Consider the following 14392-nt stretch of genomic DNA (forward strand, 5'->3'; position numbering starts at 1 on the left):
TCGGTGGGGTCAGATGACCCCGGCCCGCAGGGCGTAGGCCACGGCGTGCGGCCGATTGCGCAGGCCAAGCCTGCTCATCACGGCGTACACGACGTTCTTCACGGTCCGCTCGGAGTAGGACAGCTTCTCCGCGATCTCGGCCGTGTCCCAGCCCTCAGCCATCAGGCGCAGCACATCCACCTCGCGCGGCGCCAGTCCGGACGTGGTCAGCCCCCTCGGCCCCAGCACGTCCCGCTGCAACTTCTCCACCTGCGACAGCAACTCGCCCAGCAGGTCGGGCGGCAGGTCGCCGCGCCCCCTGGCCGCGGCGACCACGGCACCGGCGAGCCGGTCACCGGTGGCCTCGGCACGTGGCAGCACGCTCACCACGCGGCACTCCACGGCAGCCAGCAGATCGGCCTGCCGCAACTCGTTGGTCACCAGCACGCACCGTGCTGTCGAGTGCTCGGTGAATCTGCGCAAGGCAGACATCACCTCGGACGTCACCGCGTCCGCGCACACCACCAGAACATTGGCCTCTCCGAACTGGCGCTCCCCCACCAGCTGGAATTCCGGACGGGCCCGCAGGTGGCTGCTCAACCCGGCCAAGGTGATCGGATCGCCCGCGTGGACCCCTACACGAACTCGCTCCACCGCTCCTCCTTGGAGATACCCCCGTGTCTCCCCCTGTACCCAGTGTGAACGGCGTCTCTTCTTGAACTCTTCATGGTGACTCCACGGCATCAAGTGGTGCCCGATGCACCCTTGCCAGCACCGGCAACCAGGTGTATCTGCGGAACCCGCCGCGCCTCTCGCGCGTTGGCCGGGACATGGCGGTGCTGTGGGCGATGTCCCTACCTGGCTTGGTCGTACTGCTGATCGTGCTCGCAGCCCTGGAACGCTTCGGCCTGCTGTTCCGCGGGGTGACCTGGCTGCCCTGGCGCCGCAACCGCACCGGCACCCCGATCGGCGGCACCGCCTTCGACGAACTCCACGCCACTCTTTACGCCGGGAAGCGCGCCGAGTTGGCGCAGCGCCACACCCAGTCGCTGCTGCGCGAGGAGGACGAGGCGGGTGCCCCGCCCAGCACCAAGGTGGACCTGGACTCCGGGATGGTCAGCCTGCGGTTGCCGCGCGCCGGAAGCTAGTGCGGTGTTCTAGTGGCGCGTCGCGCATCGTTGACCTGGTATCCGGTCCGGGCCGAGGCTGCGGTGTCATGAAAGTGCCGTTTGGGACATCCAGCGTCCTGAACGGCACCTTCATGACACGGACCGCGTCGGCTGGCGCGGCTGAGTGGTCGCCGGCGAGCCACTCGTCAGGTGTTGCCGTCAAGCACGCGCAGGACCTCCGTGCAGAGGAACAGGCGCGTCCGGCGGCTCGTCTCGATCTCGGTGAGCACGCCCGCCGCGACCAGCTTCTCCACGTTCACGGTGGCGGCGCGGTGCGTGACGCCGAGGATCTCCTTGGCACGGTTGATCGTCATCGCGGGCGTCTCGAACAGCGCGTCCACCAGCAGCGAGACCAGGCTCGAGGAACGCGCGGTCGTTACCCTCGCCCGGAAGTCCTCGCGCAGCGCCTGCAGGAGCTGGGCGCGGCGCAGTGCGTCACCGGCCTGGTGGGTGAAGACGTCCAGGAAGAAGGAGATCCACCCCGCCCAGTCGCCCTGCGTGGTGACCGCCAGCAGGCGTGCGTAGTACTCCTCGCGCCGGGGTTCCAGGTAGGCCGAGAGGTCCAGCAGCGGCGCGGGCAGCAGCCCCCACTCCACGAGCAGCAGCACCACGAGCAGGCGGCCAACCCGGCCGTTGCCATCGATGAACGGGTGAATGGCTTCGAACTGGTAGTGCAGGCAGCTGATGGTCACCAGCGGAGGCAGCACGTGCTCGGCGTGCAGGTGCTTCTCGAACGCGTCGAGGCACTCCCACAACCGGTCCGGGGGTGGCGGTACGTAGGTCGCCGTGTCCAGCACGCAGCCGGGCTCGCCGATCCAGTTCTGGCTCCGGCGGAACTCGCCCGGTGTGGCGTAGCCGCCCCGGACCCCGGTCAGCAGGATCTCGTGCGCCTCCCTCAGCAGCGGCAGGCTCAGCGGAAGACGTCGCCCCGGGTCCAGCACGTGCTCGACGGCGGCGACGTAGTTGAACACCTCCTGCACATCGCCGGGCGAGGGCCGCACCGGACGCTCGACCTCGAACAGCACCAGGTCGGACAGCGTCGCCTGGGTCCCTTCGATCCGGCTGGAGAGCACGGCCTCGCGCCGGATCATCGCGTTGGCGAGCAGGTGTGGGTTCGGCAGGGTGTGCCCAACCCCGGCGAGCTGCCCCAGCGCCCGGTCGGCCGTGGACAGCCTGCCCACCAGGTTCGTGTCGAAGACCAGTTCCGGCGGCAGGGGTGGCGGCACGAAGGCTTGGTAGCCACGCTCACCGCGCACCAGGTGTCCACGCCGGTCAGGGCTGAACTGGGCGGTCCGCACGGTGTTACCTCATTCCCACAATCAGGCCGCTATGCTACCAAAAGCCGTTTTCTGTAGCACAACAAGCCGATCGTGGTACTCAAGTAGCACTGCTACAGCTTCACCAGCGGTACGCCGCCGATCAGCATGAGGCGCACGGTGCCCGAGGAGCCGAAGTCGATGGTGGCGGTGGCGCGCGGACCGGAGCCGTCGGTGGCCACCACGGTGCCCAGCCCGTACTTGTCGTGGTTGACCCGGTCGCCGACCTCCAGCTCCACGGCCGGGGTCTGCTGCCAGCCCCTGGTCGGCGAGTTGCCGCCGCGGCCGAGCGAGTCGGAGCCGAAACCCCCGCGCCGGGCGCCCCAGGTGGTGGTGACGGTGGGCGCCGAGCGCTCGGGGCCGATCCGGCGCCACTCCATCAGGTCGGTCGGGATCTCACCGAGGAACCGGGACTCGGGGTTGGTCATCGGCTGGCCCCACGCGGAGCGCACCAGTGCCCGGGTCAGGTACAGCCGCTGCCGGGCGCGGGTGATGCCCACGTAGGCCAGGCGCCGCTCCTCGGCCAGCTCGGCGGGATCGCCCAGCGCGCGCGAGTGCGGGAACACCCCGTCCTCCCAGCCGGTGCTGAACACCACCGGGAACTCCAGGCCCTTGGCGGTGTGCAGGGTCATCAGCGTGACCACCCCGTCGTCCGAGCCCGGCACGGAGTCCGAGTCGGCAACCAGGGACACCCGCTCCAGGAACGCGTCCAGCGAGCCCTGGGCGATCGGGTCCGGATCGGGGTCCGCGTCCTCGATCGGCACCTCCACCGCGCCGAACTGGGTGAACTCCCGCGCGACGGTCACCAGCTCCGTCAGGTTGTCCAGGCGGGAGGCGTCCTGCGGGTCGTCGCTGGCCTCCAGCTCACCCCGGTAGCCGGTGCGCTCCAGCACCAGCTCCAGGATGTCGGCCACGTCCTCCCCGCGCTCCACGGGCTGGGCGAGCTCGTCGAGCAGCTCCACGAAGCCGGAGATGGCGTTGCGGGAGCGCGGGTTGAGCAGCGCCACCTTGCCCGCGGCCGCCTCGCGCAGCGCGGCGGCGAACCCGATGCGCTGCTGCTCGGCGTGCGCGGACACGCAGGCCTCGGCCCGGTCGCCGATGCCGCGCTTGGGCACGTTCAGGATGCGGCGCAGGCTGACCGCGTCGTCCGGGTTGGCCAGCACGCGCAGGTAGGCCAGGGCGTCGCGCACCTCGCGCCGCTCGTAGAAGCGCACCCCGCCGACGACCCGGTAGGGCAGCCCGAGCCGGATGAAGATCTCCTCGAACACGCGCGACTGGTTGTTGGTGCGGTAGAACACGGCGATGTCGGCGTTGTTGGCGTCCCCGCCGTCCACCAGCCGGTCGATCTCACCGGCCACGAACGCGGCCTCGTCGTGCTCGTTGTCGGCCACGTAGCCGACGATCTTCTCGCCCGCGCCGGAGTCGGTCCACAGCCGCTTGTCCCTGCGGTCGGGGTTGCGCGAGATCACCGAGTTCGCCGCGGTCAGGATGTTCTGCGTGGACCGGTAGTTCTGCTCCAGCAGGATGGTGCGCGCCTGCGGGTAGTCCCGCTCGAACTCCACGATGTTGCGGATCGTGGCGCCGCGGAAGGCGTAGATCGACTGGTCGGCGTCGCCCACCACGCACAGCTCGGCGGGCTCGACCCCGTCGGCCCCGGTGCCCACGAGCTCGCGCACCAGCACGTACTGCGCGTGGTTGGTGTCCTGGTACTCGTCGACCAGCACGTGCCGGAACCGGCGCCGGTAGTGCTCGGCCACGGCCGGGAACACCTGGAGCAGCTCCACCGAGCGCATGATCAGGTCGTCGAAGTCCATGGCGTTGGCCAGGTTCAGCCGCTGCTGGTACGCCTGGTAGACCTCGGCGACCTTGCGCTCCAGGTCGTTGCTCGCGCGGTCCTTGGCGCCCTCGGCGTCGACCAGCTCGTTCTTCAGGTTGGAGATGTGCACGGCCAGGGTGCGCGCCGGGTAGCGCTTGGGGTCCAGGTCCAGGTCCCTGGCCACCAGCGTGACCAGGCGGCGGGAGTCGTCCCCGTCGTAGATCGTGAAGTTGCTGGACATGCCCAGGGTCTTGGCCTCGCGCCGCAGCAGCCGCACGCACATGGAGTGGAAGGTGGACACCCACATGGCGTTGGCCCGCTTGCCGACCAGCCCGGCCACCCGCTCCTTCATCTCGGCGGCGGCCTTGTTGGTGAAGGTGATGGCCATGATCTCGCCGGGGTGCACGCCGCGGGCCGCGAGCAGGTAGGCGATGCGACTGGTGAGCACCCTGGTCTTGCCCGAGCCCGCGCCCGCGACGACCAGCAGCGGCGAGCCGGCGTGCGTCACGGCCTCGCGCTGCTCCGGGTTGAGCCCCTCCAGCAGCGCGTCGGGGCCCGCGGGCCCGCCGTGCTGGGGGCTGGCGGACCGGGGGCTGGCGGGAAGATCAAACAGAGCGCTCATCGCGAACCACGCTACTCGTGCGCACCGACAGGTCGACGCGGGTGGCTCCGCTGTGCGAGACTCCCTGCGTGCGCGCCCACAGCTACCTGTTTTTTTACGGGAACCGGACTCCGGCTCCCGTGGTCGCCTAGCGCGCGAACAGACCACAGCAGAGCCCCGGAGTCCACGGACCCCGGGGCTTTCGCTTGCCGGGGCCGGGGACCCGTCCACCAGGAGGAACCGTGAACACCCAGTCCGCCGAGGGCCCCACCACCGACATCTCCGAGCTGCGCAAGGAGATCGACTGGCTGGACGCCGAGATCCTGCGCCTGGTCAAGCGGCGAGCCGAGGTCTCGCGCACGATCGGCGCGGCGCGCATGGCCGCGGGCGGCACGAAGATCGTGCACAACCGGGAGATCGACGTGATCGCCCGCTACCGCGAGCTGGGCCCGGAGGGCCGGGAGCTGGCCATGGCGCTGCTGCGCATGGGCCGGGGCGCGCTGGGCCGCTGATCGACCGCAGGACGTCCGTGAGGGCAGCGCCCCATGCCGCGAAAGTGCCTTTCGCTGCGTTCAACGCAGTGAAAGCCACAGTGATGATGTGTGTGGATGGCGAGCGTGGGGAGTCTGTCCCGGAAAGCCACTGACGCCGGCCCCCTGCGGGGGTGGGCTGTCTTGTGAGGGATCCGCCGACCCCCGTGCTCGCCCTCCACGCACGTCACCAGACCAGGGGATGTGACCTGATAGGAGCCTGTGCCAGCAGGACACCCATCACTGTGCCGTCCACCCCACCGGCCCGGTGCGTGCCACCCCGAACCCCACACAGGGATGGCAGAGACCAGAATGACCGACCAGCACACCCCCGTCGACACCAGCCACACAGACCTGGTGACCGGCGGAGTCGACACCCACAAAGACACCCACACCGCCGCCGCGCTCAACGCCCTGGGCCAACTCCTGGGCACCCAGACCTTCCCCGCCACCCACACCGGCTACACCGCCCTGACACGCTGGCTGACCGGCTTCGGCACCCTGGAAGCGGTCGGGGTGGAAGGCACCCATTCCTACGGCACCGGGCTCACCAGCCACCTCACCGACCACGGCATCCAGGTGATCGAGGTCAACCAGCCCGACCGGCACACCCGCCGCCGCAAGGGCAAGACCGATACCCAGGACGCGATCAACGCCGCCCACGCGGTCCAGTCCGGCAGGGCCACCACCACCCCCAAAACCAGCACCGGCCCCGCCACCAGCACCGCCGTCCTGCGCACCGTGCTCACCAGCGCGGTCAAAGCCCGCACCGCCGCGCTCAACCAGCTCGACAGCCTGATCGTCACCGCCCCCACCACGCTGCGCGAACACCTGACCGGCCTGCCCCGGCGGGCACTGATCACCACCTGCGCCCGGCTCCGCCCCACCCACGACCTGACCTGCCCCACCGCGGCCACCAAGACCGCGCTGCGCCGCCTGGCTCACCGGATCCACCGGCTGACCACCGAGATCGACCAGGCCAAGGCCGAACTCACCGCCGTGCTCGACCGGGTCCTGCCCCGCACCACCGCCCTGCCCGGAGTCGGCCCCGACACCGCGGCACAACTGCTGATCACCGCCGGGGACAACCCCCACCGCATCACCACCGACGCCGCCTTCGCCCACCTGTGCGGCACCGCCCCCATCCCGGCCAGCAGCGGCCGCCGCGACCGTCACCGCCTCAACCGGGGCGGTGACCGCCAAGCCAACGCCGCGCTCTACCGCGTGGTCATCGTCCGCCTGCGCCACTGCCCCCGCACCCGCGCCTACCTCGCCCGACGCACCGCCGAGGGCCTGCCCAAACGGCACATCATCCGGTGCCTCAAACGCTACGTCACCCGCGAGGTCTTCCACGCCCTGACCACAGACATGACCCACCTCGCAACCACCACTTGACTTCTATAGGAGCATCCTTCACGGCACCGCTGACCCGCCCCTGACGGGGATGTCACCGATGCACACCACCGGGCTGGTGCGCGCACACTGGTCACATGCTGACGTTCATCGCGGTCGTGCTCGCACTGGCCAGCCTGGTGGCTGCCATCGGCTACGACGGGTACCTGTTCATGCTGGGCTCGGCGGCGAGCAGGCGGGCGGGCGGTGAGCCGGTCGCGCAGTACGTGCGCTCGCGCTGGCCGGTCGCCGGGGCGACCACGGTCGGCTCGCTGCTCGCCCTGCTGATGGCCTCCGCCGGGGACTTCCCCGCCGTGCTGGCGATCCTGCTCTCCGTCGGGGCCGGGGCCGCGGCCGCGCGCGGGCTGCAGGCGGCGCAGAGGCAGCTGCGCAGCGGCGGGCAGGGCTGACGCACCGCACCGTCGTTCACTCGACCGGGCGACACTGCGCAGTCACGAGTGGGACCGGGGGCGCAGCACGCCCTGACACGCCCTACCCTGACCCCTTGATGACGGCGGCCACTCCCGGACGCGGCTTGAGCGGTACAGATCCGGCAAACGGGTGTACCCAGCGAGAACCGGCGTCAGGACGGGAGTTGGGGAGGGTCTGAAAGGCATGGACACCGAGGCGGGATCCCAGCAGCGGCAACCACAGCACGGCAGGCACCGCAGGGTGGCCGGCGACACGGTGGCCATGCCGGAACCCGCCTCACCACTGGACCGCCGCCCCGCCCACGCCCGCCCGGTGATCCCGGTCCAGCCGCGCACGGAGGACCCGCTGTCCGCGCGCGGCATCGTCTGGCCCTGCGAGGAGCCGACCGAGCCGCTGCTGCCGGTCGCCGACATCGCCGAGACCGATCCGGTGGGGTTGCGCAAGTTCGACATCGGCAGCGTGCCCGCCTCGGTGACCCCACCGCGTACCTGGCGCAAGGCCGCCTGGTTCTCCGTGTGCTCCTCGGCCGCCGCGCTGATCGGTGTGCTGGTGGTGGCCGCGGCGCTGATCGGGCCGACCAAGCTGCGCACCCAGATCGAGTCCTTCCCCGGCCAGTGGCAGGTGGCGCTGCCCAGCGTGACGCCGAGCGCGACCTCCCGGCACGGCCTGCCCGGCGACCCGGTCTCGGTGGCGCAGACCGGTACCGCCGAGCCCACCGCGACCGGCCGGGTCCCCGGCAGCGCGGTACCCGCACCACCGAGCGCCTCGCACGGCAGCACCGCCGCCCCGAAGCCGACCGGGACCCTGCCGCTGCCGCCGATCACCACGGTGCCGGGCACGCCGGACGTGGACCCGACCAAGATCGTTCAGCAGACCCAGCACTTCTTCGCCGCGATCGACACCAACGTCGGCGAGGCCTACCAGCTGACCACCGGTGCACTGCGGGCGGGCGGGCAGGCGGCGCTGGAGCAGCGCTACGCCGAGGTGAGCGCCGTGCGGTTGCAGGGCATCACCGTGGACCCCGGCAAGTCGCTGACGATCAGCACCGTGCTGCTCACCAAGAAGGACGGCAGCACCGTCACCGAACAGCACGTGCTGCGCTTCTCCACCGACGACCTGCCCTTGATCAGCGACGACAGCAGAAAGAACTGAGAACGCGACAAACGTTCATCCTTTCGAGTGAGTACCTCTAGTCAGCCCTCTCCCGACCCGATGAACTCTGCGTCAGGGGTGGCGTCGGGGCGACCGCTGGCGGTTCGAGTTCTGCCGACCAAGCGGGTTCGCGATCCCCGCTCACGGGTCTTCGGGTACGCACACGAGGAGTTCAGGCGTGGAGCCTCCGTCCAGCGGAAGGCGGCACAACCGCGGTGAGTCCAGCCGCAGTGGCGCGATCAGCGTCGCCGAGCTGATCAGGAAGCAGCCGCCGCCCCGGCGCATCCTTTCGCGCGACGAGGCGGGCACCGACGGACTGGTCACCGACCTGCTCGGCACCGCGCCGCTGGTCGACCAGCCGGAGCCGCGCCGCAGCCCCGCGGTCAAGCTGGCGGCCCTCGTGCTCGGCACCGCCTCGCTGTGCGCCACCGTGGCCGCCGCCTCGATGATCACCGGCAACCGCCAGCCGGCCGCGACGGCCCCCGCGCGGCACAACGCGGTCCCGTCCGTGATCACCGGCGCCGCCGCGCTGCGCCCCGACCTGCTCAGCTCCGAGGTGAACGGGTCCACCCCGGCCACGGGCACGGTGCCCGCCTCGACGAGCACGCAGCCGACGGCCGTGGCCAAAGCGGGGCGTTCGGAGGTCACGGGCAGCCGGCTCACCTCGGCCGCGGTGTCCACGGCGGTGGCGCAGAGCCCGGTCGACGCGGTGCGGCAGTTCTACAACACGGTCCGCACCGATCCGCAGGACGCGTTGAACGACTGGGTGGACAGCACGCTGATGGGCGTGACCCAGAACGACTTCGCGCGGTCCTGGTCAGGAGTGCGCTCGCTGCGCACGGACCGGGTCGAGGCGATCTCCGCCGACTCCGTGCTCGGCGTGATCGCCTTCCAGCAGCTCGACGGCAGCTGGCTGCGTGTGGAGCAGCTGCTGCGGCTGAACGGGCAGAGCCCGCCGAAGATCGTCGGCGCCGAGGTGCTGTCGGCGCAGCGCGGCTGAGTTCCCCGCGTTGCCCGGCGTCCAGTCACGGGTCGGTATCGAAACGGCAACCAAGCCGACCTGTTTAGGCCAAACAGATCAACAGCCTTCGGCAAGTGGAGCAAATACCCGGGGTTCCTACCCCAAACTGGTGACACCTTCCCCCGGAGCCGGTACCCATATCACGGTCAGTGATCCGACGGAGAGGTGACAAGACGGTGTACGAGGACTCGAAACGGGGCAGCCAGTCCGTGGCGACCCGACAGATCCCCGTGTCCGAGCTGCTCGCCAGGCACCGCACCGAGCAGGCGCCGAGCCCGCAGTGGCAGCACCCCTCCATGAACGAGGTCACCACCGAGATCCCGGTCTACCGGGACGAGCAGTACGAGGACGTCGTCTACGGCGGCGGCGACGTGGACGAGTTCGAGGCGGAGTTCGAGACCGAGACCCCGGTCGAGCCCGTCGAGGCGCCCGCGGAGGCGGAGACCGAGCGACTGCGGCTGGCCGCCGACACCCCCAGCGGTGAGCTCTACATCCGCGAGCTGCTGCAGCGCGAGGGCAAGCTGCCCCGCGAGGAGCGCCGCAAGCAGGTCCCGAAGATCGCCGCCGCGGCGGCGGGCGTCGCCGCGCTGTGCGGCGCGGTGACCGCGAGCGTGCTGCACATCCAGGCCGGTGACGACACCAAGAACCTCAGCGCGGGCACGCCCGGCGTGCCGCTGACCGTGGTGGACAACGGTGGCCCGCGCGGGCAGGGGCAGGACGTCCCGATGAGCACCAACCAGAACGGCACCGTGCTCATCCCGCCGACCCAGTCCAGCACGGAACAGCCCACCACGAAGGGCCCGCGGGTCGCGCCGTACGTGAACGCCTCGACCAAGGCCGCCGCGCCGTCGAGCACCGCGCCGAGCAGCCAGGCCCCCGCGCCCAGCAGCAGCGCCCCGGCCCCGACCACCACGCCGAGCAGCTCCACCCCGCCCACCAGCTCGGACAAGACCCCGACCACGAGCACCCCCAGCACGCCCAGCGCCACCCCGCCCTCCTCCTCGAACCCCGCCCCGCCGCCCGCGCACAACAGCGGCGGTGGCCTGCTCGGTACGATCGGTGGCGTGCTCGACCCGATCACCGGGTTGCTCGGCTGAGGCCGATCACACACGCACCACGAGGCGCCAATCCTCCATTCGGGTGACACCCGTCCGAGCGTGGAATACTGGCTGTCAACCACGGCCACCATGGCCGGAGCGGCGTGTCCCAGCGCACTGTTGGGCTGACCGGGGACTGACGGGGTCACCCCCTAACCTGGACGCCGAGTTCGGTGTCGGGGGACCAGACCTCAGGTCCAGCCCCGTCGACCAGTGCAACTGAGGAGAGAGTGCACCTTTGAGTGACGACGGTCGCCTCATAGCCGGTCGGTACCGGTTGACCAGCCGCATCGGCAGCGGCGCGATGGGCGTGGTGTGGACCGCCCGGGACGAGCGCCTGCACCGCGTGGTGGCGGTCAAGCAGTTGCTGCTGTCCAACACGATGAGCGCCGCCGAGTCACACGAGGCCAAGCAGCGCGCCATGCGCGAGGGGCGCATCGCCGCCCGCCTGCAGCACCCGCACGCCATCGCCGTCTACGACGTGGCCGAGGAAGACGGCAACCCGTGGCTGATCATGGAGTACCTGCCGTCCAAGAGCCTGTCCGCCGTGCTGGCCGAGCGCGGCACCCTGCCCCCGCACGAGGCGGCCAGGATCGCCTCGCAGGCGGCCTCCGCGCTGGACGCGGCGCACGCGGCGGGCATCGTCCACCGCGACATCAAGCCGGGCAACATCCTGCTCGGCGACGACGGCGTGGTGAAGATCACCGACTTCGGCATCTCGCGGGCCACCGGTGACGTCACGGTCACCGCGACCGGCATGCTCGCGGGCACGCCCGCCTACCTGGCCCCCGAGGTGGCCAAGGGCTACGACCCCGGACCGCCCTCCGACGTGTTCTCGCTGGGCTCCACCATCTACGCCTCGGTGGAGGGCGAGCCCCCGTTCGGGCTGAACGAGAACACCCTGGCCCTGCTGCACGCCGTGGCCGCGGGCCAGGTGAACCCGCCGAGGCAGGCGGGCCCGCTGCACCCGCTGCTGATGCGCCTGCTGTCCCCGGAACCCACCGAGCGGCCCACGATGGGCCAGGCCCGGGAGGCCCTGGCCGCCGTGGCCGCGGGCAGACCGATCCCACCGGCCCTGCTGGGACCCGCCGCGGCGCCGACCTGGCGGGTCAGCCCGCCCACGGCCGCCACCCGTCCCATCTCACCGCCCACCCCGCCGCGCCCGATGGCCCCGCCGCCGATGGCGCAGGGCCCCGCGCCCACTCGGATGGACGCACGGCCGTTCAGCTCCCCTGGCGGCACCAGGGTCGGCTCGGGTCCGGTCGGCTCCGGCCCGCACACCCGGCCGCCGTCGACCAGGCCCCCGGAGCCGCCGAAACCCAAGTCCCACAAGCCGATGGTGCTGGCGGGGCTGGCCGTGGTCGCCGCGGCCGCCGTGGGCATCCTGTTGGCGAGCATGCTCACCCCCAACGGCTCCAAGGCCAACGGGGAGTCCTCGCCCCCGTCGAGCACCTCCACGTCCCCCTCGGTCGAGCAGACCACCGCGGCGCCGAACAAGCCCCCCAAGACCACCGCGGCGCCGACGACCACCACGACCACCGAGCCGACGACGACCACCGCCGAAGCGCCCTCCAGCGAGGACCTGGAGCAGGCGGTGTCCTCCTACTACGGGCTGCTGCCGCAGGGCACCGACCAGGCGTTCGCGATGCTGACCCCGAAGATGCAGAGCTCCTCGGGCGGGGCGGCCGGCTACAAGGCGTTCTGGTCGAGCGTCACCAGCGTCAAGGCCAGCAAGGTGAAGGCCACCAGCAAGAACAAGGTCACCACCACGGTCACCTACGTCAAGGGCGGCAAGACCAGCGCCGAGCGGGTCACGCTGACCCTGGTGAACAAGGACGGTCAGCTGCTGATCGACAGCAGCACCGCGCAGCAGCTGCCCGGCGGCGGGGACCCCGGGGACAGCTGAGTCAGCCGAGCACGGCGTGCTGGGCGGCGGCCACCCGCAGTCCGTGCAGCAGGCTGGCGGTGGCCGGGTGCTCGGCGGTGTACTCCGGCACGGCGGCGTAGATCTGGCGGACCGGCTCGGGGTGGCGTACCGGCCGGACCACGGCCCCCGGCGCCACGGTGCCCAGGCCCAGCCTCGGGATCAGGCTGTAGCCCAGTCCAGCGGCGACGAAGCCCTGCGCGGTCTGGTAGTCGTCGCACTCCACGGCGGGGTTCGGGCTGAACCCGGCGCTGGCGCAGGCGTCCAGCAGCACCTTGCGGCACGCCCCGTAGGGCAGCAGTTCGGTGTCCACCCAGGGCTCACCGGCCAGGTCCGCCAGGTCGAGCACCCGCTTGCGGGTCAGCCGGTGGCCGCGCGGCAGCACCGCGAGGAACGGGTCGTCGAGCAGGTGCACCAGCTGCACCCCGGGCAGGCCGCGCGGGCTGCCGTCGACCACCACCACGATGGCCACGTCCACCTTGCCCGCCTGCACCTCGGCCATGGGCGGGTGCGGCTCCACCATGGACAGGTCGAGCCGGACGGTCGGGTGCTGGTCGCGGAAGTAGGCCACCGCGGGCGGCACCAGCGCGGCCCCGGCCGTGGCGAAGTAGCGCACCCGCAGCCGCCCGGTGCGGCCGGTGCGCAGGTCGGCCAGTGCCGCCTCGGCCTCGCTGAGCTTCTCCGCGATGTCGGCGGCGTAGTCGGTGACCAGCTTGCCCGCCGCGGTCGGCCGCACCCCGCGGCCCGCCTTCTCCAGCAGGGCCACCCCGGCCTCCCGCTCCAGGGTGGAGATCTGCTGGCTGATCGCCGAGGGGGTGTAGCCCAGGTTGGTCGCGGCCGAGCTGATCGAGCCGCTGGTCACCACGGCCCGCAGCACCTGCATCCTGCGCACGTCGAGCATGCCGTGACTCTACAGCTGAGCTTAAGCGTCGCGAATTTTATTTCACTTGATCTGATTGGTTGTCACGCGCACAGTAACTCTCGTGGGTTCTTCAGGCAGTCTCTTCCGACTTATCGCCCTGGCCCTGATCTGGGGCTCCAGCTTCCTGTGGATCAAGCTCGGCCTGGCCGCGCTCTCCCCCTCCGAGATGGTGCTGGCGCGGGTCGCCCTCGGCGCGCTGGTGCTGGTCACGATCGCCGCGCTGCGCCGTACTCCGCTCCCCAGCAACCGGCGTATCTGGGCGCACCTGCTGCTGTACGTGGTGGTGGCCAACGTGCTGCCGTTCACCCTGTTCGCGATCGGTGAGCAGACCGTGGACTCCGGGCTCACCGGCGTGATCAACTCGACCACCCCGCTGTTCGCGGTGCCCTTCGCCTTCCTGGCCGGTCAGCAGCGCGGCTTCGGCCCGCTCAACCTGGTCGGCCTGCTGCTCGGCTTCGCCGGGGTGCTGGTGATCTTCGCGCCCTGGCAGGTCACCTCGCTGGACCTGGGCGGCGCACTGATCTGCCTGGTCGCCGCCGCCAGCTACGGGGTCGGCATCGTCTACGCGGGCAAGCACCTGTCCAACCGGGGCGTGCCGCCGATCGCGCTGGCCGCCGCGCAGATGCTCACCGCCACCGTGCTCAGCGCCCTGGTGCTGCCCTTCACCGGTGCCCCGCCGATCCGGTTCGAGCTCGCGGGGCTGCTGGCCGTGGTCGTGCTCGGGGTCTTCGGCACGGGCATCGCCTTCCTGTTGCAGCACGCCCAGATCGCCCACGAGGGCCCGACCGCGGCGGCCACCGTGGGCTACCTGCTGCCGGTGGTCTCGGTGCTGCTCGGCGCGGTGTTCCTGCACGAGGCGCTGACCCTGCGAGTGGTGCTCGGCATGGCCGTGGTGCTGGTCGGCGTCGGGCTCACCCGGTACCGCCGCCGGGTCGCCACTGACTCACCCGCTGCCAATACGCCGACCCGGGACTATGCCGTGGCTGACCAATCCACCAGCTGACCGGGACCGAACGCGGACAGGGTGAACCGCGCCGGGTC

Annotated in this window: 13 protein-coding genes; 9 read left to right on the forward strand and 4 right to left on the reverse strand. The window is 71.2% G+C overall.

Annotation, left to right across the window (positions count from 1 at the left end; genetic code table 11):
* Positions 1-9: 9 nt before the first annotated feature.
* Positions 10-633, reverse strand: coding sequence for a helix-turn-helix transcriptional regulator (locus KALB_RS39930; protein ID WP_025361288.1), 624 nt, complete (start codon positions 631-633; stop codon positions 10-12).
* Between the two features lie 194 nt (positions 634-827).
* Here KALB_RS39930 and KALB_RS39935 point away from each other — a divergent pair, with 194 nt between their 5' ends.
* Positions 828-1127 carry a DUF6191 domain-containing protein gene (locus tag KALB_RS39935; RefSeq protein WP_148309836.1) on the forward strand — a complete coding sequence of 100 codons (300 nt, stop codon included), beginning with the start codon at positions 828-830 and terminating at the stop codon, positions 1125-1127.
* Between the two features lie 167 nt (positions 1128-1294).
* On the opposite strand, the gene KALB_RS39940 is transcribed toward KALB_RS39935, so the two are convergent.
* Both KALB_RS39940 and pcrA read right to left on the reverse strand, forming a co-directional pair.
* On the reverse strand, positions 1295-2446 hold the full coding sequence (locus KALB_RS39940) for a Fic family protein (protein WP_025361290.1): 1152 nt from the start codon (positions 2444-2446) through the stop codon (positions 1295-1297).
* Between the two features lie 92 nt (positions 2447-2538).
* Positions 2539-4902: a DNA helicase PcrA gene (pcrA, locus tag KALB_RS39945; RefSeq protein ID WP_025361291.1), complete on the reverse strand. Its 2364-nt coding sequence runs from the start codon at positions 4900-4902 to the stop codon at positions 2539-2541.
* Between the two features lie 221 nt (positions 4903-5123).
* Between pcrA and KALB_RS39950 the strand changes: the two genes are divergently transcribed.
* The 7 genes from KALB_RS39950 to KALB_RS39980 all read left to right on the forward strand — a co-directional run bounded on the left by KALB_RS39950 (position 5124) and on the right by KALB_RS39980 (position 12411).
* Entirely contained in the window at positions 5124-5393 is a 270-nt protein-coding gene (locus KALB_RS39950) for a chorismate mutase (protein ID WP_025361292.1), read from the forward strand.
* Positions 5394-5723: 330 nt separating this feature from the next.
* Entirely contained in the window at positions 5724-6806 is a 1083-nt protein-coding gene (locus KALB_RS39955; protein WP_025354812.1) for an IS110 family RNA-guided transposase, read from the forward strand.
* A 95-nt stretch (positions 6807-6901) separates the two neighbouring features.
* Positions 6902-7213, forward strand: a complete 312-nt coding sequence (locus KALB_RS39960) for a hypothetical protein (protein WP_025361293.1) — start codon at positions 6902-6904, stop codon at positions 7211-7213.
* 205 nt (positions 7214-7418) lie between these two features.
* Positions 7419-8387 (forward strand): hypothetical protein, encoded by a 969-nt coding sequence (locus tag KALB_RS39965; protein WP_025361294.1) that lies wholly within the window; start codon positions 7419-7421, stop codon positions 8385-8387.
* Positions 8388-8565: 178 nt separating this feature from the next.
* Positions 8566-9387, forward strand: coding sequence for a hypothetical protein (locus KALB_RS39970; RefSeq protein WP_025361295.1), 822 nt, complete (start codon positions 8566-8568; stop codon positions 9385-9387).
* 197 nt (positions 9388-9584) lie between these two features.
* Positions 9585-10505 carry a hypothetical protein gene (locus KALB_RS39975; RefSeq protein ID WP_025361296.1) on the forward strand — a complete coding sequence of 307 codons (921 nt, stop codon included), beginning with the start codon at positions 9585-9587 and terminating at the stop codon, positions 10503-10505.
* A 238-nt stretch (positions 10506-10743) separates the two neighbouring features.
* Entirely contained in the window at positions 10744-12411 is a 1668-nt protein-coding gene (locus KALB_RS39980; protein ID WP_025361297.1) for a serine/threonine-protein kinase, read from the forward strand.
* A gap of 1 nt (position 12412) precedes the next feature.
* On the opposite strand, the gene KALB_RS39985 is transcribed toward KALB_RS39980, so the two are convergent.
* Entirely contained in the window at positions 12413-13330 is a 918-nt protein-coding gene (locus KALB_RS39985) for a LysR family transcriptional regulator (RefSeq protein ID WP_025361298.1), read from the reverse strand.
* A gap of 82 nt (positions 13331-13412) precedes the next feature.
* Between KALB_RS39985 and KALB_RS39990 the strand changes: the two genes are divergently transcribed.
* Positions 13413-14354, forward strand: coding sequence for a DMT family transporter (locus KALB_RS39990; RefSeq protein ID WP_025361299.1), 942 nt, complete (start codon positions 13413-13415; stop codon positions 14352-14354).
* The last annotated feature ends 38 nt before the right edge of the window (positions 14355-14392 follow it).

The organism is Kutzneria viridogrisea DSM 43870 (genome assembly GCF_000525635.1).
Lineage (GTDB): Bacteria > Actinomycetota > Actinomycetes > Mycobacteriales > Pseudonocardiaceae > Kutzneria > Kutzneria viridogrisea.

Bases quoted from the DNA above. Each gene is read 5' to 3' on its own strand.
- KALB_RS39935 (WP_148309836.1), top strand. From the start codon at position 828: ATGTCCCTACCTGGCTTGGTCGTACTGCTGATCGTGCTCGCAGCCCTG.
- pcrA (WP_025361291.1), bottom strand. From the start codon at position 4,902: ATGAGCGCTCTGTTTGATCTTCCCGCCAGCCCCCGGTCCGCCAGCCCC.
- KALB_RS39955 (WP_025354812.1), top strand. From the start codon at position 5,724: ATGACCGACCAGCACACCCCCGTCGACACCAGCCACACAGACCTGGTG.
- KALB_RS39960 (WP_025361293.1), top strand. From the start codon at position 6,902: ATGCTGACGTTCATCGCGGTCGTGCTCGCACTGGCCAGCCTGGTGGCT.
- KALB_RS39965 (WP_025361294.1), top strand. From the start codon at position 7,419: ATGGACACCGAGGCGGGATCCCAGCAGCGGCAACCACAGCACGGCAGG.
- KALB_RS39985 (WP_025361298.1), bottom strand. From the start codon at position 13,330: ATGCTCGACGTGCGCAGGATGCAGGTGCTGCGGGCCGTGGTGACCAGC.